The organism is Psittacicella melopsittaci (assembly GCF_003585925.1).
Classification (GTDB): Bacteria; Pseudomonadota; Gammaproteobacteria; order Enterobacterales; family Psittacicellaceae; genus Psittacicella; species Psittacicella melopsittaci.
This window is the reverse complement of the sequence record NZ_NRJH01000064.1, coordinates 1-24,997: the sequence shown is the minus strand read 5'-3', so window position 1 is coordinate 24,997 and position 24,997 is coordinate 1. Positions and strand designations below refer to the sequence as shown.

Below are 24,997 nucleotides of genomic sequence, written 5' to 3'. Positions count from 1 at the left end.
CTATTTTTTTTGCTCAGATTTGTCTGAGTTTGTTTTGTTTACCTGTTCTTGTAGTCTCTTGCCTCGTTTTTACTTTGTTTTGTCTTATTTTGCTTTTATTTGCCATATCTGAGCTTGCTTTTAATTTAACTTTTCTAATCTTGCTTTTAATTTACCCCTTATAATCTTGCCTCTCTTTACCCTATTAGGACTAGTTTTCCCTTACCTAGATTACCTACTTATGCTTTCTAATCCCCCTTGACCCTTAGAGTTAAATTAAGTAGAATAAATATTAGCCCGCTAATCTGTGGAGATAATTTTATTTTTTTTATTGATGTTACTACTTATTTAGATCTCTCAGACTTTGGCTTGTCGGGGTTAGCGGAGCATAACACAAATTCAAAATACTTATGTAAGGAGAGATTATGCCTAAACTACGTTCGGCAACGAGTACGCAAGGACGCAATATGGCAGGGGCTCGTGCGTTATGGCGAGCAACAGGAATGCAAGAAAGCGATTTTGGTAAACCAATAATTGCTGTGGTAAACTCATTTACCGAGTTTGTTCCAGGACATGTGCATTTACGAGATATAGGTAAACTAGTAGCTGAGCAAATTGAAGCTACAGGACTAGCTGTTGCCAAAGAATTTAATACCATTGCCGTAGATGACGGTATTGCCATGGGGCATGGTGGTATGCTTTATTCTTTACCTTCGCGTGATTTAATTGCAGATTCAGTAGAATATATGGTTAATGCCCATTGTGCTGATGCCATGGTTTGTATTTCTAACTGTGACAAGATCACCCCAGGTATGTTAATGGCAGCCATGCGTCTAAACATTCCCACCATCTTTGTTTCTGGCGGTCCTATGGAAGCGGGTAAAACAAAACTGTCAGATTTACTCATTCGCGTGGATCTAGTAGATGCCATGATTCAAAGTGCCGATAAAAACGTTAGTGACGAATGCGTTGATGCCATTGAAAAAGCTGCTTGTCCAACCTGTGGTTCGTGCTCTGGTATGTTCACTGCCAACTCCATGAACTGTTTAACCGAGGCTTTAGGCTTAAGTTTACCTGGTAATGGTTCTATGCTTGCCACTCATGCTGACCGCAAAGAGTTATTTATCCAAGCTGGTAAGCAAATTGTTGAGCTCTGTCGTCGTTATTATCAAGAAGATGATGATCGTGTACTTCCTCGTTCGATTGCTTCTTTTGCTGCTTTTGAAAATGCCATGAGTTTAGATATTGCCATGGGTGGTTCTTCTAATACCGTGCTCCACTTATTAGCAGCAGCCCAAGAAGCAGAAGTTGACTTTACCATGGCGGACATAGATCGTCTTTCGCGCCAAGTTCCTTGCTTAGTAAAAGTTGCCCCGAATACAAATAAATATCACATGGAAGATGTGCATAGAGCGGGGGGAATTATGGCAATTCTAGGTGAACTGCAAAGAGCTAATCTTCTGCATCTAGATACCAACACTGTCCTAGGTTTAACTTTAGGCGAGCAACTAAAACAATACGATGTAATCCAAAATCAAGATGCTGAGTTAGCTAAGTTCTTCCGTGCAGGTCCAGCAGGAATTCGTACGACTAAAGCTTTTTCTCAAGCTTGTCGTTGGGATAGTCTCGATACAGACCGTGAGCAAGGATGTATTCGGAGTAAAGAGCATGCCTATAGCCAAGAAGGTGGCTTAGCTATGCTTTCGGGGAATATGGCACTAGACGGTTGTATTGTTAAAACCGCTGGAGTAGATGAAGAAATCTGGAAGTTTAGTGGACCAGCAATTGTTTTTGAGAGTCAAGAAGATGCCGTGGAAGGAATTCTCGGTGGTAAGGTAAAAGCTGGGCAGGTAGTGGTAATTCGTTATGAAGGACCTAAAGGTGGTCCAGGGATGCAAGAAATGCTCTATCCAACCAGTTACCTTAAATCTGTCGGCTTAGGTAAAGCCTGTGCTCTGGTTACGGACGGACGTTTTTCTGGAGGTACTTCAGGTCTGTCCATTGGGCATGTTTCTCCTGAAGCTGCTGCAGGTGGGGCTATAGGTCTAGTAAGAGACGGAGATATTATCGATATAGATATTCCATCTCGTAGTATTAACCTACGCCTCAGTGAGCAAGAATTAGCCAGCCGTCGTCAAGAGCAAGATGCTAAAGGTTGGCAACCTGCCAATCGTCAACGCGAAGTATCCTTTGCTTTAAAAGTATTTGGGCATTTTGCTACTTCGGCAGATAAGGGCGCAGTAAGGGATAAAAGTAAATTAGGTTAAGCTAAACTTAGTTTAATTTAGCTAACTTAGGAGAGTTCCTAAACTAGCTAATTTCAGTTCTTAGGCTAACTAAGTTATGTCCTTAAGCTCACCAAGAACAGGAAAAAAAATTTAATTATTCTTTTATTAAAAAACCTCTGGGTCTTAGATAGATCCAGAGGTTTTTTTGATTAAGCAAAGTCCTTAATTGAGATTAAGCGAAGTCCTTAATTGAGATTAAGCGCAGAAAATCTGTTTCAGGGTCAATTATATTAAGCTCACGAGCTTGATTTTCAAGGTTAGTCAGAGTAGGCACTAAGAGTTGTGCTTTTTTTAAGCGGAGTAAGTGGCGACTTAAACTAGAGTGATTGAGAAATTTTTCTTGTAAAGTGATGTCTAAAAACCAAGCATATTCAGGATTATAGTCTAATTCGCGTGTAACTTTACGAAAGCTTTTATTTTCCAGTAAAGATAAAAACACTACTTTACATATTAAAACAGGATCTATATTTGGACGTCCCATTTTATGGGTATATACAGAGGTAGTCAGGGGGCGAATAAAACTAAAATCAAGATACTTTTTTGCCACTACTAAAGGAGAGCTAGCACTTAAGCTCTCAGGTAAGTCGAGGTCACTTACAGGTATATGTTCTTTATACAAAATATATGTTCCTTAAAAAAGTCCTCTAGAGTATAAAACTTTAAAGGACTTTAAATTAAACCTAAGGATTTAGAGGTTTTTTTCAACAAAAGTGTTAATGTGATCAATCATTAGATCTGCAAGTTTACGCAGAGATTGTTCACTAGCAAAAGCATTATGCGGGGTAATAAAGAGATTATATTCTTCGAGACCTGCTTGCACTAATGGATTGTCTTTTGGTGGAGGTTCAGCACTTAATACATCAAGAGCAGCCCCACCTATGCGACGTTCTCTAAGAGCGTTAGCTAGATCTTGTTCATTAATTAAGCCCCCACGACCTGTGTTAATTAAGAATGCAGTATTCTTCATTAAGGCTAAAAAGTCGTTATTAACTATTCCTACAGTCGAAGGAGTTAATGGGCAGTGTAAAGTAATATAATCTGCTTGTCCAATTGCTGATTTAAACTCAGTATAACCCGGTCTTACTTGGTCAGCATTGTGGCGTTCGGCAAAGAGCACGCGCAGACCTAAAGCTTGAGCTTTTTGCGCTACAAGGTTACCTATATTACCTTTACCTACAATTACTAGAGTTTTACCTGCTACATCAAAAATAGGATAGTCATAATAGGTAAAGCATTTTTGCTCCGACCAACGCGCACTTAATTGGTCTCTTGACCAGCCATGGAAACTGCGTGATAAAGCAAAAATAAAGCCAATTACATGCTCAGCTACTGAGTTTGAGGAATAACCTTCAACGTTTTGCACAGCAATACCTAGTTCTTTAGCAGCCTCTAGGTCAACGTTGTTAGTTCCAGTAGCAGGAATTTGAATGAGCTTTAATTTCCCTATAGCAGCAAGTTTTTCTAAAACAGGACGGTCAAGAACTACTTTTGAGGAAATAATAATATCAGCGTCTTTACAACGCTCAAAAGTTTGATCAGGGGTAGTATAAGGGTAGTTAACCCAATTATGTTCGAAGTTTAACTTCTTTAGTTGGTAGTTAGGTGGATAATGTAAGGCATCTAAGAATACAACATTTAACATAATGCATACCTCTGTTTTTTAGTTTAAGGGGGAAAAGCTATTTAAAGCTTTTAATTAAGTCATCTAATTGTTTAATTTGACTTAAGAAGTTAGCTAACTCAGCAAAAGGAGTTGCCGAAGGACCATCACATTTAGCTTGGGCTGGGTTAGGGTGAGCTTCCATAAATAAGCCTGCTAAGCCAGTTGCCATACCTGCACGTGCTAGTTCTAGAGCTTGTTTGCCACGTCCACCTGAAGCAGCTCCCATAGGGTCACGACATTGTAAACTGTGCGTTACATCAAAAATTACCGGAGCATTGTCTGATACATCTTTCATGGTTTTAAAGCCAAGCATATCAACTACAAGGTTGTCATAGCCAAAGCAACTTCCACGTTCACAAAGAATTAATTGATCATTGCCTGCTTCACGGAATTTTTCTACAATGTTTTTCATTTGGGCTGGGGAAATAAATTGAGGTTTTTTAATATTAATTACTGCCCCAGTTTTAGCCATAGCATCTACAAGGTCGGTTTGACGCGCTAAGAAAGCAGGTAATTGAATTACGTCTACTACCTCAGCTACAGGTTGACATTGTTCTTCAGTGTGTACATCAGTGATAATAGCTACATTGTCGAATTCTTCTTTTAATTTAGCAAAAATTTCTAAGCCTTGTTCCATCCCTGGACCACGGTAAGAGTGAATCGAGGAACGATTTGCTTTATCAAAAGAAGCTTTGAATACGTAAGGAATACCTAGTTTTTGCGTAATTTCTAAGTAGGTTTCTACTGCTTTACGCGCAAAATCTAAGTCTTCTAATACGTTAATTCCACCAAATAAAACAAAAGGTTTATCGTTGGCAACAATGATTTTATCCTGAATTTTTACTTCTTGCATAATTGTCTGATTAAATTAATTAGTAATTCTCTATATTATACCGTAAGTTATAGCAAATATTGGGCAATAAGGCAAAAAAGGTTCGCTAAGCGAACCTTTTTTACTATTTATTATTTTGCTACTTGAATAACTTCTTGACCGTACATGTATTTACGTAAAGCTTCTGGGATTACAATTGAACCATCAGCTTGTTGGTAGTTTTCTAAAATAGCTACTAAAGTACGAGAAAGAGCTAGACCCGAACCATTTAAAGTATGTACTAATTCAGGTTTTTTGCTTCCTTCACGACGGAAACGAGCTTTCATACGGCGCGCTTGGAAGTCACCCATGTTTGAACATGAAGAGATTTCACGATAAGTGTTTTGCGCAGGTAACCATACTTCAAGGTCATAAGTTTTTTGTGCGCTAAAGCCCATGTCACCAGTACATAAAACAATACGGCGGTAAGGTAAACCTAATTTTTCGAGAATAGATTCAGCTTGAGCTGTTAGTTTTTCTAATTGCTCCATAGAATCTTCAGGTTTACTAATGTGTACTAATTCAACTTTTTCAAATTGGTGCAGACGGATACAACCGCGTGTATCACGACCATAGCTACCTGCTTCAGAACGGAAGCATGGAGTGTGCGAACAAAAACGTAAAGGTAATTCTTTATCGTTAAGAATTTGGTCGGCAACTAGGTTAGTTACTGGTACTTCTGCCGTTGGAATTAAGTAATAGGTTTTATCACCTTGGTCATCAATAGGTTTAATTTGGAAGAGGTCTTCAGCAAATTTTGGTAATTGCCCTGTACCAAAAAGAGTTTCTTGGTTTACCATATAAGGAACGTAAACTTCTTGATAACCAGCTTTATAGTGCTCTTCAAGCATAAATTGAATTAAAGCACGGTGTAAACGGGCAATATCGCTTTTAAATACTACAAAACGCGAACCAGTTAAACGAGCTGCTGATTTGAAGTCGATACCGTCAGTAAGTTCACCTAGATCAACATGATCTTTTACCTCAAAATCAAAAGTACGAGGCGTACCCCAACGTTTGATTTCTACGTTATCATTTTCGTCTTTGCCTAGTGGAACTTCGTCAGCTGGTAAATTAGGTAAGCGCGATGCTATATCAAAAAGTTGTTGTTGCACTTGAGCTAATTGAGCTTTTTCTTGATCAAGGTTTTGCCCTAAAGCATTAGCTTGAGCAATTAGCTCATCAGCATTTTCCCCTTTAGCACGAGCACGACCTACAAGACCTGCTAACTCGTTACGTTTAGCTTGGGTAGATTCGGTTGAAGTTTGTAATTGCGCTCTTTGGCTTTCTAAGCTTTTTACTAATTCAACATCTAAGTCAACATTACGTTTTAATTTTAAGAGACGAGCAACTTCTTCAGTTTGCGTGCGTAGTAAAACTGGATCTAACATTTTAGCTTACCCTATAAAATAAAAAATATTATTTATCTCATCTGAGATTTCTTTTTCACCATATAACATTATAAAGGAAAGGCAAAAAAGTTTTTAACTTTTTTGCCTTGGTTTGCTTAAAGATTGCGTACTTTAATTTGCCCATCGAGCTGACGTTTGTGCAGGGTACGTTTAGTGCGGTCAATAACCTCACCAGCAAGTTGCCCACAAGCTGCATCTATATCATCACCACGAGTTTTACGCACCGTTGCTACCATATTGTATTGTTCGGTAAGAACTTTTTGGAAGCGATCGATACGCGAGTTAGACGAACGTCCATAAGGAGCGCCTGGGAAAGGGTTCCATGGAATTAGGTTAACTTTACATGGGGTGTTTTTGAGTAATTGAGCTAACTCATGAGCTTGCTCCATAGAGTCGTTAATGTGATCTAGCATTACATACTCAATAGTTACCTTACCACGGTTAGCCGGAGCTTGAGAAATAAAGTTTTGTACTGCTTCTAAAAATTGAGCAATATTGTACTTTTTATTAATTGGCATGATTTCATTACGTAGCTCATCATTAGGAGCATGTAAAGAAATAGCTAAAGCACAGTCAATTTTACCCGCAATAATATTTAAAGCTGGGACTACGCCCGAAGTAGAAATAGTTACGCGACGTTTAGAAAGACCATAGCCCAGATCATCGAGCATAATGCGCAGAGCAGGAAGAACATTATTTACATTTAATAAAGGTTCGCCCATCCCCATCATTACCACATTGGTAATTGGACGCTCACCATAACCGCCAATTTCTTTAATGCGTTGGTTAGCACGCCATACTTGGCCAATAATTTCGGCAACGCTTAGGTTTTTATTAAACCCTTGTTGAGCTGTAGAACAAAAGGCACACTCTAAAGCACAACCAACTTGGGAAGAAACGCACAGAGTCCCACGCTCTGGTTCAGGAATAAATACCGTTTCAATTTGTTGTTCGCCAACTTGCATTGCCCACTTAATGGTACCGTCGGCAGAAATTTGTTCTACGGCAATTTCAGGAGCTTGAATTTCGCAGTTTTCTTGGAGAAACTGACGCATATCCTTGGAAATATTAGTCATGGCATCAAAATCACTTACGCCGTGCTGATAAATCCATTTCATTAGCTGCTGAGCTCGAAAGGCTTTGTGGCCATGACCTAATAAGTATTCTTTGAGGCCTTGGATATCAAAATTTAAAAGATTAGTTTTACTCATCGATAGTTAAAAATGAAATAATAAATGAACTTATGATCAATTAGAAAAAGAGCTATGCTAATTGACTGCGTAAATTATACCAGAAAAATATTCATTTTTGTTGTTTTTCAAGCGTAAAAGGAACGAGTTAAGCTCGTTCCTTTTTTTTATTCTTGTTCTAAATGACGATTAAGATTGTGGATAACCTTAGCAATAGTTTTTACTACTTCAAGGCTACCAGCAATAACTTCGTCGCTTTCTAAGTAGCGATTGCCACCTTGGAAGTCAATTACCAGAGCATTAGCTTCACGGGCAATTAAGTCCCCGGCAGCTATATCCCATGACTTAACACCTTCTTCGTAATAACCATCAAAACGACCTGCGGCTACATAGCAAAGATCTAGAGCAGCTGAACCTAGGCGACGTACATCTGCCATGCCTAGATCAAATAAAGCTGGTAATAAAGCTAATTGACGGGTTAGGCGATGTGGTTCTTTAAAAGCATAACCTGTAGTAATTACTTTACCTGCTACGCCCGAGCCTTTAGCATCTGGTTCTAAACGTAAACGACGATCGTTTAAGAAAGATCCTCCCCCTTTAACCGCAGTGAAAAGTTCATCACTAATTGGATTGAACACTACGGCTGCTACAGTTTCACCATTTTCTTGTACAGCAATAGACACCGCAAAATGAGGGTTACCCATAATAAAGTTACGCGTACCATCAAGAGGATCAATAATCCAAGTGTGTTTGCCCAGAACTTTATATTTTTTTGGCGTAAAAGCAGTGGCAGTTTCTTCGGCAACAATAAAGTCTTCAGGGAAAGCACGTTTAATTACGGCAATAATTGCTTCTTCAGAAGCTTTATCAATATTACTTACGTAATCGTTTACCCCTTTAGTTTCCACTACAAGGTTGTTGCGGTTATAAAAACCATCGCGTAAAATTTCGGCAGCTGCAAAAGCCGCTTTTTTGGCAATGGCAAGAAGAGATTTGCTCATGAGTAGATTCTCGCTTAGTTAGACAATATTTAGAGGCATATTATAACACAAAAGCAAGGGGCTTAAATATTCATTGCTTCCCAAATGCCAAGAAAGTTTTGATCCATTTCTTGGGCTGGGCATTTACATTTATCTTCGCCGATAATGCGGGCAGGGACGCCAGCAGCCGTGCAATAAGGAGGCACAGGTTTGAGTACTACGGAGTTAGCCCCAATTTTAGCATTTTCGCCAATGCTAATATTGCCGAGAATTTTTGCTCCTGCTCCTATGAGCACTCCAGCCCCAATTTTAGGGTGACGATCACCACATTCTTTGCCTGTACCGCCAAGGGTAACGCCTTGCAGAATTGAAACATTATCAGCAATGGCTGTAGTTTCACCAATTACTATGCCTGTGGCATGGTCAAGCATTATCCCTGCTCCAATTTGGGCAGCAGGGTGAATATCCACGCCCAGAACTGCCGAAATTTCATTTTGCAGGAAAATAGCCAGATCTACGCGTCCTTGTTGCCAGAGGTAATGGGTAATACGGTAAGCTTGCAGAGCATGGAAGCCTTTGAGATAAAGTAAAGGAGTCATTAATTTATCGACAGCAGGATCGCGTTCTACCACTGCTAGCATATCTTTTGCTACTGCAGTAATAATTTGCGGATCCTGATCAAGGGCTTCTTGAATAATCTCGCGCAAAGAAACGGCCGCCATTACCGAGCCCGAGCCAAGCTTTTGGGCAAGAATATAACTTAAAGCCTTGCAGAGGCTATCGTGCGTTAAAATAGTTGCGTGGAAAAAGCTTGCCAACATAGGTTCGTGTTGAGCAGCCTGCTCGGCTTCTTGACGTACGCGTTGCCATACTTGGTTTGCCATGATTTATTCCTTATTTGTTTGAACTAGTTACTATTATAAAGGATTACGAAAAACTATTCCATTTAGCTTATTTTGTGGTATGATCTTAGTTAGGTAAAAAATAAACGCCATAAGGAACAATAACCATGCAAATTTTTGAAGATAATTCATATACCATTGGTCGTAGCCCATTAGTGCGTTTAAAACATTTTGGTCATAATGGCAATATTTTAGCTAAAATTGAAGGCCGTAACCCGAGCTTTAGTGTAAAAGACCGTATTGGTGCCAACATGGTATGGCAGGCAGAAAAAGACGGTACTTTAACTAAAGATAAAGAAATTGTTGATGCAACTTCTGGGAATACGGGGATAGCTCTTGCTTATGTTGCAGCAGCTCGTGGTTATAAATTAACTTTAACCATGCCTGAAACTATGAGTATTGAGCGTCGTCGTTTATTACGTGCTTTAGGGGCAACTTTAGTGTTAACTGAAGGGGCTAAAGGAATGAAGGGAGCAATTGAAAAAGCTCAAGAAATTGTTGCTTCAGATCCAGAACGTTACATTACCCTCAAACAATTTGAAAACCCAGCTAACCCTGCTATTCATGAAGCAACTACTGGTCCTGAAATCTGGTCAGATACTGACGGAAAAATTGATGTGTTAGTTGCAGGTGTAGGTACAGGTGGGACTATTACAGGGGTAAGTCGTTACATTAAAAATACCCAGGGTAAAGCGATTACTAGTGTGGCAGTTGAACCTGCTGAATCACCAGTAATTAGCCAAACTCTAGCAGGTGAAGAAGTACAACCTGGTCCACATAAAATCCAAGGGATTGGGGCAGGCTTTATTCCAAAAAACCTAGATCTTAGTTTAGTTGACCGTGCTGAAACTGTAGATAGTCAAACTGCTATGGATACAGCTCGTAAACTTATGGAAAAAGAAGGGATTCTTGGCGGAATTTCTTCTGGAGCAGCTTTAGCTGTAGCCGATCGTTTAGCTAAAACGCCAGAATTCCAAGATAAACTTATTGTTGTAGTGCTTCCTTCAGCTTCAGAGCGTTATTTAAGTACGCCTCTATTTGCTGATATCGAAGCCTAAGCATTTAAAAAGACCTGAGAAGTAATTCTTAGGTCTTTTTTTTACTTTTTTTATATAATAAGTATCATCTAAGATCTCGCTTTTTGTTTTAACAAAAAGCCCGCATAAGAGCAAGTATACTTATGGATGCCCAACAAATTAATGCGGCTAATGCCCAACTAACCATTTTTATTGTTCCGAACAACGAAGAACATACTTATGAGAATATCGGAACTATTTATACGGCCCTTTATCTTTCGAACCAAAATTGGCCAATTTTTTTACTCGATATTGAAGGATCTTCACAAAAATTAATTAATCCTTCGCGTTCGGTAGATCTTGAGGTATTAAAAGATCTCGATTTACACAATCCAAATCGTCACTACTTTTTTATTATTCAAGATCACAAAAGTGAAAACATTATTAAACTCAAGCAAGCTCTAGGCGTACAAGCAACCTATAGCCCAGATGAACTTGAGGCACTAGCCTTAGAACCAGGCTTTAATCCGCAGTATAGTGAGAAAAAGAACATTCAACGTGCCTTTGGTAATGGGGCTTATGTTTATTTTGTTCTTTGTATTGACTATATGACCCGTTTACACCGTAACTGGGACAGTTTAAGTCAAATTGAAGCCTTTAACTTTGATGCCTACTATATTCGTGGTACAGCTAGTGGACAAATGTTTAATAGTGTAGCAACCAATTACCCGCAAATTCTTAATAAACCGCGGATAATAGCTACGCCTACTATAGCTACAGAAGTGCAAATAGCACCCAAAAAGCTCAAAGTTTGTTTTACTGAAACCATGTTCCGCTTTATGGCAATGAAAAATATTAAGTTTTTCTTTGCTTCTCAAGCTCCAGAACTCTTTTCTCGGGTTGAATTTGTAGATTTATCCGAGTCTTTAGTGCACCAAGTGCGTCAACACCTCAATGAATCGGCAATTTTTATTGCTTTAGATATGGGAATTGAATACCCAAATCTTGTTCCAGAGGCAATGCTTGCTGGCAATGTGGTGCTGGGCTTTAGTGGAGCTTATGATAATCTTGCTGTCGTTGATAACTTTGCCGACTTCTCTCCGGAAGGAAGCTATTTAGATATTGCCCAAAAACTGGTAAATTATATCCAGCAGTATGAAGAAAAACTTGCTCAAGAGCCAGATTACTTACATCCTTTGGCACATCAAGCACGTTTATATGCTCAGGATAACTTTACGGTTGAGCGTTTAAAAAGCAATATGCTCAGTTTAATGCGAGCCCTACATTTAAATGTAAATTAGAGGTGTTATGTATAATTACTATACCAATGATGTCGAAATAGTTCCTGGAGAAAATGGCGGCTCCAAAGTAAAATCACGCTTTTTCTTTTTTATGGCAAGTCCACCTGTAACTGGTGGGGATCTGGTTTTAGTTGAGCATGCCAAAAAACTTATAGCTGCTGGCGTAGATGCACGCATTCTCTTTTTACCAAATGAATCTTTTGGTAATTTACACAGTGATTTTCCTCCTGATGTACCAATAAATTTACTTAATGCCGATCTAGTTCTTACTCCTGCAGACTTTGTGGTAGTAGGAGAGTCGCAAGGTCCATTGTATCGCGATATGCGTCACTGGATGGATCGAGATTTACCTAAGTTACCTAAGTTTATTGTCTTTAATCAGGCCGTGCACTGGACAGCTAATTCCTTTGTCAATCGTCAAGAGTTTAACTCATTGCACTTTGCGGGGTTACTTTGTGCTAGTCCTTTTGTGAAAAAGTATCTCGAAGAGGTAATGGGCTTTGAGTTAAATAAAGTATTCAAAGCTGTACACATAGTTTGCCCCGCAACTGAAATTCCTGCTTCGATTCTAGCCTTACCAGGTTCGTTAGAGCGAAGTCAACAAGAGCAACCGCCGAAGTGCCGGATTAGCTTTATTCACAGCCTGCGCAAACGTGCTGATGAGATTCATACGTTAAAATTACTCTTTTTAAGTAAATATCCTGAGTATGCCAATAAAGTAGAATTTGATATAATTAAAAAGAAAACGCACGAGCAAACTTTAGGCATTATGCGTCAAAGCGATATTTTTATTGCTTCGGGCTATATGGATTCGCACAATCTTCCTGCCGTTGAAGCCATGGCTTGTGGTTGTCATGTTTTAGGTTATACGGGCTTAAGCATGAAAGCCGATTACTTTAATAGCCAAAACGGTTGGTGGTTTGAGAGCGAAGGGCAAATGCAAAAGAATTTGATGCTATTAAAACAGGCTGTTGATCTTTATTATGATCAACGCCCAAATAGTCGAGCTTTACGTCAAAGTATTATTGCTCATGCCCAACAAACAGTGGCTAAACTCTTTAGTCCAACAAGTGACAATACCCAAATTATTGACGCTTATTTAGATATTTGGCAAAAAACTGTTGGCTTGCATTTCCAAGAGAGTACAGTTTTTGCTAGTAAAGAACGCGGAACCTTTAAAAATCCGTAATTTTTTCGAACTTTTAGTTACTTTTGCTTGTCTAAGAAAAGTATATTCCCAATTTACCCTATCTTTTTAGCTTATTGGTGGACTTATGAAATTTACAAAAACATTAAGTGCTTTAACTTTAGTTACAGCTTTAACTTTTGCTGCAAGTGCAAACGCAGCAACTAACTTTGCAGAGCAAAAATTCCGTCTTGACACTAACGTTGGTTTTAAAATCACTAACTATAGCGTAAAAGACAGCAGTGTTCACTTTAACTCAGGTTCATTCCAATTAAACCTAGCTGGTCACTATTTTGTATTCAATAACAATTCTGTGGCTGTAGGTGTTGGTGCTGAAGCTGGTGCTTCTCTTGGTACTTCAACAATTGGTGGTTCATACAACCACACTCAATCACAAGTAGTTGACTCAACTGTAACTACTAACTACGATCGTAGCTATAAAGACTACAATGGTGGTTTAAGTGTATTAGCTCAATTTAACGTAGAAAATAGCGTATTTACTCCTTACGTACAATTTAGCGTAGGTTATCAAGAAGCTAAATTACGTTTTTTAGGCGAAAAATTCAAATATGATGGCGTGTATACTAAACTAGGTGCAGGTGTTTCATGGACTAACGGTTTTACCGCTGGAGCTTATGTAACCTACTTACCTAGCCAAAGCTCATCTGTTGATAACATCGACAAAGCAAGTGCTTACTCTGTAGGCTTCTTAGCTGGTTGGAAATTCTAATTTTTGCTTTAACCCTAGACGCAAAGGCGTCTAGGGTTTGCTATAATAAAAAAACGTACGTTAATGAGGATTTTATTATGCATAAATTAGCTAAATTAGGGGCTGTAGTTTGTCTAGGCCTTGGCTCGTTGAGCCTAGCTCCAACTGCAGGAGCTTATTTATCAGGCGGAGTTTCTTACTTTAGTCAAGATTACGGCAATAACTTAAAAGCAACTGGGACAAGATTTAATCTTTCTACAGGTTTATCTTTCTCTTTTCCGTCTTTAATTGGACCTTCTTACTATAAAAGCACAGGTCTAGCTGTAGGTCTAGATTTAGGTTACTCGAATGGTACTTTAAATACTTACAGCAATGGCTCAAACAGCTATTATGACCTTTCGGCTGGGGTATCAGGTACTGTAACTTTTGGTTTTGATTATGTACAGCCATTTGTAAAAGCGGGGGTAGGTTATACTGGAGCTCGTTTTTACAGTGATTACTACTATGGCGGTCACTATTACGAATTTGGCGTAGGGGCAAAACTGCTTAATGCATTTACGGCAGGAGTAACCTACCGTCATTCAGAAATTAGCCGTCATAATCACGACTTAAGTGCTAACTCTTACTCAGTTTATGTAGGCGTAAGCTTCTAATAATAAAAAAAGATCTTGTTGTAAATCAGGATCTTTTTTTATTGCAATTTAATTGCTTGTCCAGGTAAAAGAGTTATAGGGGATTCTACTTAGTAAAAGATCTAAGCCATATACACTAACCTACATTAACCTACATTAACAAACAAACTCTACTAGTAACCTAGAGTAGAAATCACTAAGCCATAAGCAAAGATTGAGCAAGAGAAAATCCTTCTCGCAATAAACCCTGAGCCACTATAAATAATAATCAAGAAAGGGTAAGTACTAGCAAAGAGGCAATGTACCCTAACCTGAAAGTAACAACCTCTAATCAACAAGCAATAACTGATAAGCAACAAGCGATAACTGATAAGCAACAAGCGATAACTGATAAGCAACAAGCAATAACTGATAAGCAACAAGCAATAACTCTAACCAACAAGCCCTTTCTCTAAGCACAATTACTAAGCATTTGTTAATAAGATACGCCTAAATTGAATTACCTCTAATTTAAATAATTTACTAGCTTAAGCAAGCTCGCAAAGTGATTCTCAGCCTCTAAAAAGCCAAGCTAAAAGGCTAATTTTTCTCGCAACAAGAACTAAGAAAAATTATTACTGTATTTACGTCTATACGCCTAAAAATCAGGTAAAAGAATTGATTTTTTTGGAGCTTAGCGGTATTATAAAGAGGCAAAAAACAACTAATAATCTTTAGAAATAAGGAAAAAAATATGGCGAATACGCTAAATCTAAAACCTTTACATGATACAGTAGTAATTAAACTTGTAGACGGTGAAGAAAAAACAGCTTCAGGTTTAATTTTAACCGCAAAAACTCAACTGCAATATGCTCAAGTAGTTGCTGTAGGTACAGGTTATCCTTCAGATACAGGTAGTCTAATTCCTTTAAATGTGGCTGTAGGTGATACAGTAATCCTACATCCTAATACTACAAACCTTGTTGAATACGAAGTAGAAGGACAAAAAGTAGTGTTCATCTCAGAACGTGCAATTATGGCTGTGGTAACTAAATAAGGAGAAAAAAAATGGCTGCTAAAGATTTAATTTTTAATAATGAAATGCGTGTAAAAATGTTCCACGGTGTGGATACTTTAGCTAACGCAGTAAAAATTACTCTTGGACCTAAAGGTCGTAATGTAATTATTGAGCGTAAATTTGGGGCTCCATTAATTACTAAAGACGGTGTATCTGTAGCACGTGAAATCGAATTAAAAGATAAATTCGAAAACATGGGGGCACAATTAGTTAAAAAAGTTGCCCAAGACGCTAATGACCTTGCAGGTGATGGTACAACTACAGCAACAGTTTTAGCGCAAGCGTTTATTCGTGAAGGCTTAAAAGTTGTTAATGCTGGTTTAAATCCTATGGATGTTAAACGAGGCATAGATAAAGTTGTAGCTGCAACTGTAGCTAACTTAAAAGAATTATCTACTCCTGCTTCAGATAATAAATCTATCCAACAAGTAGCAACTATTTCTGCAAACAATGACGAAGAAGTTGGTAGCCTTATTGCTCAAGCTATGCAAAAAGTAGGCAACAATGGGGTAATTACTATCGAAGACGGTACTGGCTTTAATGATGAGCTAGTAGTGGTAGAAGGGATGCAATTTGATCGTGGTTACTTAAGTCCATATTTTGCTAACCGTACAGACAATGCAACCGCAGAATTTGATTCGCCATATATTTTACTTGTAGACGGTAAATTAAATAGCTTACGTGAAATTTTACCAATTCTTGAAGGGGTAAATAAACAATCTAAACCTCTAGTAATTATTGCCGAAGACTATGAGTCTGAAGTATTATCTGGTTTAGTATTAAACTCAGCACGTGGCGTTCTTAAAGTAGTAGCTGTTAAAGCTCCTGGCTTTGGTGATCGTCGTAAAGCTATGCTACAAGATTTAGGTATTTTAACGCGTGCAACGGTAATTGAAGAACAACTAGGCATAGATTTATCTCGTACTGGTCTAGAAGTACTAGGTAGTGCTAAACGTGTTGTAGTATCTAAAGACTCTACAACTATTATTGACGGAGCTGGTAGTGCCGAAGATATAGCTAACCGTGTGGCAGCTATTCGTCATGAATTAGAAAACACTACTTCTGAATACGATATTGAAAAACTAAATGAACGTATTGCTAAACTTTCAGGTGGCGTAGCGGTAATTAAAGTAGGTGGTGCTACTGAAGTAGAAATGAAAGAGAAAAAAGATCGTTTTGATGATGCTCTTTCAGCAACACGTGCGGCAGTAGCCGAAGGGGTTGTACCTGGTGGCGGTGTAGCTTTAATTCGTTCTTCAGCAAACTTAAATATCCAAGCAGAAAACGATGAGCAAGCTGCAGGTATTCGTCTAGCTCTTAAAGTTATGGAAGCTCCTTTACGTCAAATCGTAACTAACTGTGGTTTAGAAGCTTCAGTAATTATTGATCGTGTACGTAATGGTCAAGGTGACTTTGGTTTTAATGCTCGTACAGAAGAATACGGCAATATGTTAGAAATGGGTATTCTTGACCCTGCTAAAGTAACGCGTGTAGCTCTAGAAAAAGCAGCTTCAATTGCGACTTTAATGTTAACTACCGAATGTATGATCGTTGAAGAAGACGAACCAGAAGCTCCTGTAGCTAATGGCATGGGTGGTTACATGTAAGAACTTTTTTCTTGTAACAAGAAAAAACTAAAGAATTTACCGAGCAAAACTTATTAACCTAAATTATTTAAGTCAAGGTTAATAAGGCAAGCTAGTAAGTAAAAAGGCCTCTGAACTTAGGTTCAGAGGCTTTTTTATATGTTTGTAATTACTTTTTAATAAAATACAGATCCCATACTCCATGTCCTAAACGGTGTCCACGTTGTTCAAACTTAGTTAGCGGACGTGAGTCAGGACGAGGGATATATAGACCATCGCTAGCCGTATTTTCTAAATTAGGCGTTGCATTAAGCACTTCTAACATATGCTCAGCATAGTTTTCCCAGTCAGTTGCCATGTGGATAAAGCCACCTGGAACTAAAGCGCGTGTTACTAGTTCCATAAACTGAGCATTTACTATACGACGTTTATGGTGACGAGCTTTATGCCATGGATCTGGGAAAAAGAGTTGTAAACCAGCAATAGAGTTCTCTGGTAGAGCTTGCATAATTTCGATAGCATCATGACAAGCTACTTTAATATTTTTTAGTTGCTCTTGAGCAATTAGTTTTAAAGCATTACCAACGCCAGGAGTATGTACTTCTATGCCAAGGTAGTTAAGGTGCGGATTAGCTTGAGCCATGCTTACTAAAGATGTACCCATACCAAAGCCGATTTCAACAATTAGAGGTTGTTCTTGCGGGTAAAGAGATTTTAGCTCTAGGCTTTGTCCTGGAGCGGGGCACTCAACGCCATAGAGAGGAAAGTAATTTTCTAAAGCATGTTCTTGACTGCCAGTAATACGTCCAGTACGGAGAACATAGGATTTAATACGACGATGTTGTGGATTTAAATTTTCTTCTGTCATAAAAACTTGTTAGGTAAAAATCTGTAAATACATATTGTAACAAAAAAAGGAACTCCCACGGGAGTTCTTTTTTAGGATTTATCTTGGTCATTATCTTGCGGTTTAAAAGTATAAAGACCGTTACTTGCTTGGGCTCCAGTTTTACGATAAGGACGATCGTTACGTTTTTTGCGTGGACGTGGAGCTTGTTCTTTTTCTTCTTGTAAGGCTCGTTTTTCTGCCTCTTGACGCTGTTGCATTTCAAAGTAAATTTGTGAATTTAAGAACCAAGCATTAGCTACGGCTTTAATAAGCGTACAAAGAGGAATTGCAAGGAATACCCCGAGAATACCCCAAATTTGTCCAAAGAAGATAACCGCAACTATTACAGTTATCGGACGAATATTATTGGTTTTAGAGTAAAGAACTGGAACAAGAATATTACCATTAAAAATTTGTAAAATGGTATGAATAACCATTAGAGTCCAGAAGGTTGTCCCTAATTGGAATTGGAAAAAGGCTACTAAAGCAAAAGGAACTGTAGCAATAATTACTCCTAGATAAGGAATAATTACTGAAATCCCAATTAAAGTAGAAAGAAGCAAGTTATATTTTAAGCCAAAGAATGCAAAAGCAACAAAGCTTAAAACGGTCATAATAATAAACTCTATAACCTTGCCTCGCACATAGTTGTCCAGTTGGGACATGAACTCTTTAAATACCCCGTCAGCAAGTTCGCTCGATTGCGGTAAAAAGCGAATGAAGTTTGCTTTGAGAGGGGCATAGTCGACAAGCATTAAAAAGGCCATAAATGGAACTAAAAAGGTGTTAACCGCTATGTAAGCTACATTTTGTAGGACCTTAATAATGTTATCTATACGAATATCCATATTTGACTGGATATACTGATTTACATTTTCATAAATAGAATAAAGGGTTGCTTTATCTAAATAGGGAAGATTATATTGCTCGAGTGATAACAGGCGTTCACGTAAAATGGCAACTATGCTTGGGGCTTCAACTAAAAGAGTGCTCAGTTGACGGACTAGCATAGGGGCTATGGAGAGGATTAACCAAGCCATAACACAAACGAGTCCCCCAAAAACTAAAATTAAAGCATAGATACGTTTTAAGCCTTTTTTAACTAACCAGCGAATGGGAAAGTTTAAAATATAGGCTAAACCTACAGCCAGAAATACGGGAGCAAGAATTTTCCCAAAGAAGTAAAGAACTAATGAAATTACGAGTAAAATTAAAATTAGTGCCACAATTTGTGGGTTATTAAAATTCCTCGTAAACAAATCTTTCCAAGATGACATTGAGTTTCTCGCTTAGTTTGTCATTTTGATAGAGCTATACATCAGTATAGCTATTCAGCAAAATCTAACACTTGTAAAAAGTTAACTAGTTGCTCGTCCTTAGTGTCTTTTTTGCGTCGTAAAAGACGTGATAAAGGAGCGTTAAGAGCATTTTGTTCTTGAGGTTGCCAAGCTAAGTCCACTTGCTCTTGCTCACTAGTTGGCTCAGCAAAAAGAGCATCTACAAGTTCATTGCTCTCATTAAGCAGTGGCGGACTAGGAACAAATAAAGCAGGTTCAGGGGCAACATCCTCGTGTCTTTGATAGTCTTGATTTATTTCGGCATCACTATCAAAGAAAATATCGGCATCTATGCCTGCATGAGCAAAAAGAGTTTGCTCTCTATTTTCATGGGCTTGCTGTATATGTTGCTGTAATAAGCGACGTACTTTAAGCTGATGAGGCGTAGGAGCAAAGTTTTGTTCTTTTTTGAGGCAAGCCATAAGTTTTGCCTCAGGTTCATAGTTGTCGAGATGAGGATATTTCCCACGTAAAAACTGAGCAAAGCCCGCAGCAAAGGCTGCTGTATAAGGACGTCTTTTTTCGCGGCTAAGAAGCTGTTGTTGGGTGGCAGCTTGTTTACTTTTAAAGCGCGTAAATAAATCGGTAAAAGCAGTAACCTTACTATTACCCAGTTGCTCATTTTCTTGTTGGGCACTAAAGCTACTTAAGTCATCGTTTAAATGCGTAAACTTAAATACTTCAGGGTAAGATTGTAAGTACTGCTTGCTTAACAGGCTTGGGTTTTTTTGTTGTTCTCTGCAGAGGCGAAGAATATTTAAAGCCGTACGGTCAAGATCTAAACTACTTGGGTCTATAGTTTGATAGACTTGGGTAAGGTAGGCTAAACCTGCATCTGAGAGATCGAGCCCTTGTTCACGACAACGATAGGCTATAAAGTCTTTGAGCTCTTCTTTGGCATAGGTTTTTAGGTAAACCTTTTTAAATAAACCAAAGCGCGACTGCAAGTCTTCGAGCACGCAAACATTAGCAGCCAGATCAACATAAGAACCAACAATAATTAAACCTTGGCTATTACTATTAATCGTAAACAGATCACGCACTGCTTGCTCCCAAGCGACATTACCTAAAATAACATGCAGGTTATTTAAAGCAATTAAGGGACGAAAATAAAATACCTCGAGGTCTTCAGGTTGATGCTCTTTAACATACTCACTAAAGTCGAGATAGTTACTTTCATTTTGCTCAAGAAAAGGATTTAATTTACTGGCATCAGCATAACATGCTTTTACCATTTGGTTAACTAGGGTTGAGTTATCCCCAATTAAGGCAATAGCCTGACTTAAGCCTAAAGAAAACGAAGGGGTTAGTAGAGATATAACCTCGGCATTAGGTCCAGCTAGAAATTCGGTTAAAGAGTAGGTAGAGTGCAGATTAAACTGCAATTCTAATCCTACTGGTTGTAATTGTAAACCCATGATCAATATCTATTTTGTTTCTCGTTCTTATTATATCAAAAGCAGTGATATAATAAGCATTAGTATTATTACATTTGAGATGAATATGATAATAATCGCAATAGTTTCGATTTATATAATTTTTCTGTTATATGTAGTCTTGCGCTTTCGTTCGCGACATAAAAGTGCAAGATTTCGTGAGTTACAACAAAAGCAACTCGAATTAAAAAAGTTTAGAAAAATAGCCCGTGCCGATAAAGATCGCAGTTTTACTCGTCCTACGAGCACTACTATTGTAGCAAAAGCAGCCCAAAACAAAAAAAGCAATATGCAAGGAGCCAAGCGCCAACGCGTGCGCAAGTCAGTATTGCTAGCAGAAATTGAATGGCTCGAGCGTAAAACCGCAAAAATGCTTGCCGAGCAGGCTCAAGAGCTAGCTAAACAAGATCATGATGTGTTAACAACGCAAGAAATTGATAATATTGTCGAACAGGTAATTGGGGACGAACTCGAGCATCAAGAGCATGGCGAGCTAGAGTTAACCCCGCAAGAGCAAGCTGAGTTCGAAGAGTTATTTAACGACAAGTACGAAGATATCCTCAATGATGCCGAACACCTTGAGCAATTAAAAGAACTAGCTAATTTACATTATCAGGCTTTACCTGAAGATGAAGTAGACTATGCTGATATTCAAACGCATTTACCCCAAGTTGAGGCAAGCGAGAATACAAGCGTAAGTCTAAGTGCTGATATTACCTTTACCGATGAGTATAACTTTAAGCAGGGGACAACTTTAAGTTCAACTAAAGTTGAACTTGATAATGAGCAACAACAAGAGCCATTAACCCAAGATAAGAACCCTAGCCCCCAAGAGGCAATTTGTCTTACTGATGCCCCGAATTCTAAGGAGAAAAAATGAGTATAGTGGTAAAAAATCTACCTAATCTTTTACAGCCAGGTGAACAGTTTCCTCAATTTAGCTTAGAAGCTAATGACGGAAAAACCTATACTAATACCAGTTTTAAAGAGTTGCATTTAGTTTACTTTTATCCTAAAGCTAATACTCCAGGTTGTACAGCTCAAGCTTGTAGTCTTGAGCAAGCTCTAAGTGAGCATGCTTTTAAGCTTCCTGTATTAGGCGTAAGTCCAGATCCTGTAGAAAAACAAGTTAAGTTTGCCCAAAAGTATAACTTAACCTTTCCGTTACTTGCAGATACCGAATTAAGCCTTGCTAAAGCTTGTGGTGTCTATGGTCCAAAAACTCTGTATGGTAAAGTATATGACGGTTTACATCGCATTGCTTTTTTAGTGGATGGCGATGGGAAAATAGTTACTCTATTTACCAAAATCAAAACCAAAGAATTTGCTCAGCAAGTAAATGCTTGGTTAGAAGAAAATAATCTATAATGGAAAAGGAACCTGAGTTTCAGGTTCCTTTTTTAGTTTATTAGCCAATTAAAGTTTTTAAAGCTTCAACAGCTACTTTAATACCATTGTCTTCAACAATTTTAGCTTGTTTTTCGTCAGGAGTTTCATTTTTGGTACGGTTTACAATCACCCCTGCTACCATCCCTGCACGTAAGCCTAGGCTTGCTGCTTGGGTAAAGAGAGTAGCACCTTCCATCTCAAAGTTTAAAACATGAAGTTGTTGCCATAAAGCCATTTTACCTTGCATGTGTTTTGGTACATCTTGACGGAAAGTATCATAACGTTCTTGACCTGGATAGAAAGTATCAGAAGATGCTGTAATACCAGTATAGTAAGTTACGTCTGATTTTTTTGCTCCTTCAACTAGAGCATGTAAAACATCATAGTTAGCTACTGCTGGGTAAGCTTCTGGAGCAAAGTGATAAGAAGCACCGTCTAAACGTACACAACCTGTAGCAATGATTACATCACCAATGTTAATGTGTTCTTGGATAGCACCTGTAGTTCCTACACGAATAAAAGTGTCTACCCCTAATTGTGCTAATTCTTCCACGGCAATTGAAGTAGAAGGACCACCAATACCTGTAGAACATACTACTACTGGTACATTGTTAATATAACCAAGGTAAGAATTATATTCACGATTACTTGCTAAAGGTTTAGGATTATCTAAGTAAGAAGCCATTTTTGCTACACGACCTGGGTCACCAGGGATTAGAGCAATTTTTGCTCCTTCTAGAACTTCTTTGTTTAAACCTAAGTGAAAAACTGTTGCTTGAATGTTAGACATGCTTTTTACCTTTTGTTATGAAATAAAAACTAGCTTATTTGCTAAATATTATAACCCCTTAGCCCTTAAATTGAGAGAAAATTAACGCGTTTTGTAACATTTGACCACTTTTTTTGCCTTATTTATGATCAAAGTTGATCATTTTAAGCTTTTTTGCGTTTTTGCATTTGTGCAATTAGCTCTTGATTTGTCGTTGGTTTTTCTTTTTTCTCGGCTAATTTTTCTCGATAACGAATTTGTTGCGGGTGAGCTTTATTGTAGACCTCGATTAGATGTTTTAAATCTAAATGGGTATAAATTTGGGTAGTAACCAGATTTTTATGCCCTAAAATCTCTTGTACTGCTCGTAAGTTAGCCGAGTTTTGTAAAAACTGGGTAGCAAAGCTATGGCGTAATTTATGGGGCGAGATTTTTCGTTTAATTCCCGCTTGCTCAACTCTTTTATCGAGACGATATTGAATAGTTCGCGCACTAATGCGTTTTAACTGCGTGGATAAAAAGAGAGCATGGATAGGGTTAATTGCACTTTTTAAGTAGGCTTTTCTCTGTTCTTGTAACTGCAGATCATAGCCTGCTGAGTCAAGGTAACTTTTACTTGCTTTAGGAGCACTTGAGTCTTTAAAAGGATTTAACTCTTCGAGGCTCACTTGCAGTTGTTCTTGCTGCATTTGCGTTTGTAAGGCTTGACTCGCACTTTTTTTCCGAGGTTTATGATTGGCTGCGACCTGATTATTTAACCACTGGTTAGCGTTGCTGAGAATAGTCAGAGCATAATGATAAACTTGCCCTGCATTATCTATATCTATGGCCAAGTTAGCTTCAGGGTTAATTTGTAGCTCGGCAAGTTCGGTAGCTGAGAGTTTTTTAATCAGCTCTCGTTCCCGTAAAACCAGAAAAATAGCAATTAATTGTTTTAAACCTAGAGCAAGAGGAACCGTACGATAAACATTGCCCTTCCCCAGAATTTGGATTTGCTCTTTAGTAAAGTCAAGGTCTTGTAAATTTAAGTTACAAACTTCGGCAAGACGCACTCCTGTACTAAACATTAACTCAAAAATAACCTGGTCGCGTAGATCAATAAAATTATTAATAACAACGGTATCGAGGATTTTCTCCATACTGGTTTTATCAACTACTACAGGTAAGCTTTTTTCTCCTTTAAGGTTTTTTACCATTTTAGGATAGTTAGTACTTACTTTATCGTTAATCAGTAACCATTGATAAAAGCTTCGTAAAGCAGAAAGAAAGAGATTGCGCGAAGAAGCACTTTTATTTGGGCTAGTTTGGTTTGCTAGAGCTTGGGTAAGTACTTGAGCAGTACAACTTTCCCAGGAAAAGTTAGCCAAAAGAGCTAGCTTGTCTTGTGGGGTGGTGCTAGGTTTTTCGTTTAAGCTTGTTTTTTTACTTTTTTTATTTTTTCCTAGCAGGCTAGAAAGATCCATAAGTTCTTCACTTGCCTCTTGCTCAGTTACCGAGCTTTGGCTTAAGACCTTATGAATTAGGCTTAAAGCTTGGATAAGGTTGTTGCGATATGCAAGCAGGGTGTTATTGGAATAGGCTTTTTCAAGTTTAATGTATTGGAGAAAAAGCTCTATGTCTGTTCTTACATATGCAGGGTATGCATTAAGAATATCTGAAGAATTTTTCACGATTAATATATTTCTTTAAGACTTTACTTAATTGAATATTTTTACTTATCAAATATTATACAGGGGATTAGCTAAATACAGGCGATTTTATCTCAGAGGGGGTAAAAAGTTAGGATGGAAAAATCCCCTAGATGTTTAGTAAAACATCTAGGGGATTTTCTCAATTATTTACGTTTGTAATCAAAACGTAGACGATTTGCATACGCAGGGTTTATTTCTTTGCTAGAAAAAGTTTTAATAAAGTTTTCTTGAGCAAAGCTATAGAATTCTTCTAATAGTAATGTATTAATTGCAAAGTATTGCCAACGACCTTCTTTACGCATTACTAATAATTTTGCTTGACGTAAAATTCTTAAGTGCTGTGACATAGTAGGCTGCGAGAACTCAAAGTGATCGAGTAAACTTTGTGCACATTGTTCACCATTGTTAGCAATATGGTGCATGATTTTTACTCGGTTCTCGTTTGCCAGTGCTGAAGCAATTTCACTGTATTGACTTATATCCATTAACCGAAACCTTAATATTTTTTGTTAAACCTTAAAGACAAGCCAGAAGGTTTAGTAATTACTGTAAAATGTCTCTCAAATTTAGAGACACCTAAAAAATAGATAAATTGTTTGTAAACAAACTAAAAAAACAAAAGGTAAGGAAATAAGTTATAAGTAGCTCTATGTGAATTTAAATTTATAAGAATAAACTGATAACACAAGATTAAGTCTACTCTAGCTTATAACC

Annotated in this window: 24 protein-coding genes; 11 read left to right on the top strand and 13 right to left on the bottom strand. The window is 38.0% G+C overall.

Annotated features, from left to right (window positions below):
- Positions 1 to 404 precede the first annotated feature (404 nt).
- On the top strand, positions 405 to 2,246 hold the full coding sequence (gene ilvD, locus CJP74_RS07150; protein WP_119497724.1) for a dihydroxy-acid dehydratase: 1,842 nt from the start codon (positions 405 to 407) through the stop codon (positions 2,244 to 2,246).
- Between the two features lie 193 nt (positions 2,247 to 2,439).
- Here the strand turns inward: ilvD and CJP74_RS07145 are convergent, their stop codons facing one another.
- The 7 genes from CJP74_RS07145 to cysE all read right to left on the bottom strand — a co-directional run bounded on the left by CJP74_RS07145 (position 2,440) and on the right by cysE (position 9,267).
- Positions 2,440 to 2,886 carry a transposase gene (locus tag CJP74_RS07145; protein WP_119497722.1) on the bottom strand — a complete coding sequence of 149 codons (447 nt, stop codon included), beginning with the start codon at positions 2,884 to 2,886 and terminating at the stop codon, positions 2,440 to 2,442.
- A gap of 69 nt (positions 2,887 to 2,955) precedes the next feature.
- On the bottom strand, positions 2,956 to 3,909 hold the full coding sequence (locus tag CJP74_RS07140) for a D-2-hydroxyacid dehydrogenase (protein WP_119497720.1): 954 nt from the start codon (positions 3,907 to 3,909) through the stop codon (positions 2,956 to 2,958).
- A 37-nt stretch (positions 3,910 to 3,946) separates the two neighbouring features.
- Positions 3,947 to 4,783 carry a 3-deoxy-8-phosphooctulonate synthase gene (kdsA, locus tag CJP74_RS07135; protein ID WP_119497718.1) on the bottom strand — a complete coding sequence of 279 codons (837 nt, stop codon included), beginning with the start codon at positions 4,781 to 4,783 and terminating at the stop codon, positions 3,947 to 3,949.
- A 110-nt stretch (positions 4,784 to 4,893) separates the two neighbouring features.
- Positions 4,894 to 6,192 (bottom strand): serine--tRNA ligase, encoded by a 1,299-nt coding sequence (serS, locus tag CJP74_RS07130; RefSeq protein WP_119497716.1) that lies wholly within the window; start codon positions 6,190 to 6,192, stop codon positions 4,894 to 4,896.
- Positions 6,193 to 6,308: 116 nt separating this feature from the next.
- Positions 6,309 to 7,424 (bottom strand): dual-specificity RNA methyltransferase RlmN, encoded by a 1,116-nt coding sequence (gene rlmN / locus CJP74_RS07125; RefSeq protein WP_119497714.1) that lies wholly within the window; start codon positions 7,422 to 7,424, stop codon positions 6,309 to 6,311.
- Between the two features lie 146 nt (positions 7,425 to 7,570).
- Positions 7,571 to 8,404, bottom strand: coding sequence for an inositol monophosphatase family protein (locus tag CJP74_RS07120; RefSeq protein ID WP_119497712.1), 834 nt, complete (start codon positions 8,402 to 8,404; stop codon positions 7,571 to 7,573).
- Between the two features lie 62 nt (positions 8,405 to 8,466).
- Entirely contained in the window at positions 8,467 to 9,267 is an 801-nt protein-coding gene (cysE, locus tag CJP74_RS07115; protein WP_119497710.1) for a serine O-acetyltransferase, read from the bottom strand.
- Positions 9,268 to 9,392: 125 nt separating this feature from the next.
- Between cysE and cysK the strand changes: the two genes are divergently transcribed.
- The 8 genes from cysK to groL all read left to right on the top strand — a co-directional run bounded on the left by cysK (position 9,393) and on the right by groL (position 16,793).
- Positions 9,393 to 10,343 (top strand): cysteine synthase A, encoded by a 951-nt coding sequence (cysK, locus tag CJP74_RS07110; protein ID WP_119497708.1) that lies wholly within the window; start codon positions 9,393 to 9,395, stop codon positions 10,341 to 10,343.
- A 122-nt stretch (positions 10,344 to 10,465) separates the two neighbouring features.
- Entirely contained in the window at positions 10,466 to 11,602 is a 1,137-nt protein-coding gene (locus CJP74_RS07105) for a glycosyltransferase (protein WP_119497706.1), read from the top strand.
- A gap of 7 nt (positions 11,603 to 11,609) precedes the next feature.
- Entirely contained in the window at positions 11,610 to 12,791 is a 1,182-nt protein-coding gene (locus tag CJP74_RS07100; protein WP_119497703.1) for a glycosyltransferase family protein, read from the top strand.
- 85 nt (positions 12,792 to 12,876) lie between these two features.
- Entirely contained in the window at positions 12,877 to 13,518 is a 642-nt protein-coding gene (locus CJP74_RS07095; RefSeq protein ID WP_119497702.1) for a hypothetical protein, read from the top strand.
- A gap of 77 nt (positions 13,519 to 13,595) precedes the next feature.
- Positions 13,596 to 14,150, top strand: a complete 555-nt coding sequence (locus CJP74_RS07090; protein WP_119497700.1) for an outer membrane beta-barrel protein — start codon at positions 13,596 to 13,598, stop codon at positions 14,148 to 14,150.
- Between the two features lie 278 nt (positions 14,151 to 14,428).
- Complete coding sequence (locus CJP74_RS08150; RefSeq protein WP_222987009.1) at positions 14,429 to 14,584, top strand: hypothetical protein; 156 nt, start codon at positions 14,429 to 14,431, stop codon at positions 14,582 to 14,584.
- Between the two features lie 278 nt (positions 14,585 to 14,862).
- Positions 14,863 to 15,165, top strand: a complete 303-nt coding sequence (locus CJP74_RS07080) for a co-chaperone GroES (protein ID WP_119497696.1) — start codon at positions 14,863 to 14,865, stop codon at positions 15,163 to 15,165.
- A gap of 11 nt (positions 15,166 to 15,176) precedes the next feature.
- Complete coding sequence (gene groL, locus CJP74_RS07075; protein WP_119497694.1) at positions 15,177 to 16,793, top strand: chaperonin GroEL; 1,617 nt, start codon at positions 15,177 to 15,179, stop codon at positions 16,791 to 16,793.
- A 148-nt stretch (positions 16,794 to 16,941) separates the two neighbouring features.
- Here groL and trmB read toward each other — a convergent pair whose 3' ends face one another.
- From trmB to CJP74_RS07060, 3 genes are all read right to left on the bottom strand, one after another.
- The gene (trmB, locus tag CJP74_RS07070) at positions 16,942 to 17,640 is read right to left on the bottom strand and encodes a tRNA (guanosine(46)-N7)-methyltransferase TrmB (protein WP_119497692.1); all 699 of its coding nucleotides are present in this window, start codon (positions 17,638 to 17,640) and stop codon (positions 16,942 to 16,944) included.
- A 71-nt stretch (positions 17,641 to 17,711) separates the two neighbouring features.
- Positions 17,712 to 18,938, bottom strand: a complete 1,227-nt coding sequence (locus tag CJP74_RS07065; RefSeq protein ID WP_119497690.1) for an AI-2E family transporter — start codon at positions 18,936 to 18,938, stop codon at positions 17,712 to 17,714.
- A gap of 50 nt (positions 18,939 to 18,988) precedes the next feature.
- The gene (locus CJP74_RS07060) at positions 18,989 to 20,416 is read right to left on the bottom strand and encodes a hypothetical protein (protein ID WP_119497688.1); all 1,428 of its coding nucleotides are present in this window, start codon (positions 20,414 to 20,416) and stop codon (positions 18,989 to 18,991) included.
- 85 nt (positions 20,417 to 20,501) lie between these two features.
- Between CJP74_RS07060 and CJP74_RS07055 the strand changes: the two genes are divergently transcribed.
- Together CJP74_RS07055 and bcp are read left to right on the top strand one after the other, a co-directional pair.
- The gene (locus CJP74_RS07055) at positions 20,502 to 21,314 is read left to right on the top strand and encodes a hypothetical protein (protein ID WP_147397067.1); all 813 of its coding nucleotides are present in this window, start codon (positions 20,502 to 20,504) and stop codon (positions 21,312 to 21,314) included.
- Positions 21,311 to 21,802 (top strand): thioredoxin-dependent thiol peroxidase, encoded by a 492-nt coding sequence (gene bcp, locus CJP74_RS07050; protein ID WP_119497684.1) that lies wholly within the window; start codon positions 21,311 to 21,313, stop codon positions 21,800 to 21,802. The genes CJP74_RS07055 and bcp overlap by 4 nt, the downstream gene beginning before the upstream one ends.
- A gap of 40 nt (positions 21,803 to 21,842) precedes the next feature.
- Here bcp and udp read toward each other — a convergent pair whose 3' ends face one another.
- The 3 genes from udp to CJP74_RS07035 all read right to left on the bottom strand — a co-directional run bounded on the left by udp (position 21,843) and on the right by CJP74_RS07035 (position 24,768).
- The gene (udp, locus tag CJP74_RS07045; protein ID WP_119497682.1) at positions 21,843 to 22,613 is read right to left on the bottom strand and encodes a uridine phosphorylase; all 771 of its coding nucleotides are present in this window, start codon (positions 22,611 to 22,613) and stop codon (positions 21,843 to 21,845) included.
- Between the two features lie 143 nt (positions 22,614 to 22,756).
- A complete protein-coding gene (locus CJP74_RS07040; RefSeq protein ID WP_119497680.1) occupies positions 22,757 to 24,262 on the bottom strand; it encodes a tyrosine-type recombinase/integrase in 1,506 nt (501 codons plus the stop codon).
- 164 nt (positions 24,263 to 24,426) lie between these two features.
- Complete coding sequence (locus CJP74_RS07035; protein ID WP_119497678.1) at positions 24,427 to 24,768, bottom strand: ArsR/SmtB family transcription factor; 342 nt, start codon at positions 24,766 to 24,768, stop codon at positions 24,427 to 24,429.
- Between the last annotated feature and the right edge of the window lie 229 nt (positions 24,769 to 24,997).

Excerpts from the sequence above, each read along its gene's own strand:
- CJP74_RS07080 (WP_119497696.1), top strand. The coding sequence starts at position 14,863 with ATGGCGAATACGCTAAATCTAAAACCTTTACATGATACAGTAGTAATT.
- bcp (WP_119497684.1), top strand. The coding sequence starts at position 21,311 with ATGAGTATAGTGGTAAAAAATCTACCTAATCTTTTACAGCCAGGTGAA.
- udp (WP_119497682.1), bottom strand. The coding sequence starts at position 22,613 with ATGTCTAACATTCAAGCAACAGTTTTTCACTTAGGTTTAAACAAAGAA.
- CJP74_RS07065 (WP_119497690.1), bottom strand. The coding sequence starts at position 18,938 with ATGTCATCTTGGAAAGATTTGTTTACGAGGAATTTTAATAACCCACAA.
- ilvD (WP_119497724.1), top strand. The coding sequence starts at position 405 with ATGCCTAAACTACGTTCGGCAACGAGTACGCAAGGACGCAATATGGCA.
- CJP74_RS07090 (WP_119497700.1), top strand. The coding sequence starts at position 13,596 with ATGCATAAATTAGCTAAATTAGGGGCTGTAGTTTGTCTAGGCCTTGGC.
- CJP74_RS07055 (WP_147397067.1), top strand. The coding sequence starts at position 20,502 with ATGATAATAATCGCAATAGTTTCGATTTATATAATTTTTCTGTTATAT.
- CJP74_RS07095 (WP_119497702.1), top strand. The coding sequence starts at position 12,877 with ATGAAATTTACAAAAACATTAAGTGCTTTAACTTTAGTTACAGCTTTA.
- kdsA (WP_119497718.1), bottom strand. The coding sequence starts at position 4,783 with ATGCAAGAAGTAAAAATTCAGGATAAAATCATTGTTGCCAACGATAAA.
- groL (WP_119497694.1), top strand. The coding sequence starts at position 15,177 with ATGGCTGCTAAAGATTTAATTTTTAATAATGAAATGCGTGTAAAAATG.
- CJP74_RS07120 (WP_119497712.1), bottom strand. The coding sequence starts at position 8,404 with ATGAGCAAATCTCTTCTTGCCATTGCCAAAAAAGCGGCTTTTGCAGCT.
- CJP74_RS07035 (WP_119497678.1), bottom strand. The coding sequence starts at position 24,768 with ATGGATATAAGTCAATACAGTGAAATTGCTTCAGCACTGGCAAACGAG.
- cysK (WP_119497708.1), top strand. The coding sequence starts at position 9,393 with ATGCAAATTTTTGAAGATAATTCATATACCATTGGTCGTAGCCCATTA.
- CJP74_RS08150 (WP_222987009.1), top strand. The coding sequence starts at position 14,429 with ATGTACCCTAACCTGAAAGTAACAACCTCTAATCAACAAGCAATAACT.
- CJP74_RS07060 (WP_119497688.1), bottom strand. The coding sequence starts at position 20,416 with ATGGGTTTACAATTACAACCAGTAGGATTAGAATTGCAGTTTAATCTG.
- CJP74_RS07100 (WP_119497703.1), top strand. The coding sequence starts at position 11,610 with ATGTATAATTACTATACCAATGATGTCGAAATAGTTCCTGGAGAAAAT.
- rlmN (WP_119497714.1), bottom strand. The coding sequence starts at position 7,424 with ATGAGTAAAACTAATCTTTTAAATTTTGATATCCAAGGCCTCAAAGAA.
- CJP74_RS07140 (WP_119497720.1), bottom strand. The coding sequence starts at position 3,909 with ATGTTAAATGTTGTATTCTTAGATGCCTTACATTATCCACCTAACTAC.
- trmB (WP_119497692.1), bottom strand. The coding sequence starts at position 17,640 with ATGACAGAAGAAAATTTAAATCCACAACATCGTCGTATTAAATCCTAT.
- CJP74_RS07105 (WP_119497706.1), top strand. The coding sequence starts at position 10,466 with ATGGATGCCCAACAAATTAATGCGGCTAATGCCCAACTAACCATTTTT.
- cysE (WP_119497710.1), bottom strand. The coding sequence starts at position 9,267 with ATGGCAAACCAAGTATGGCAACGCGTACGTCAAGAAGCCGAGCAGGCT.
- serS (WP_119497716.1), bottom strand. The coding sequence starts at position 6,192 with ATGTTAGATCCAGTTTTACTACGCACGCAAACTGAAGAAGTTGCTCGT.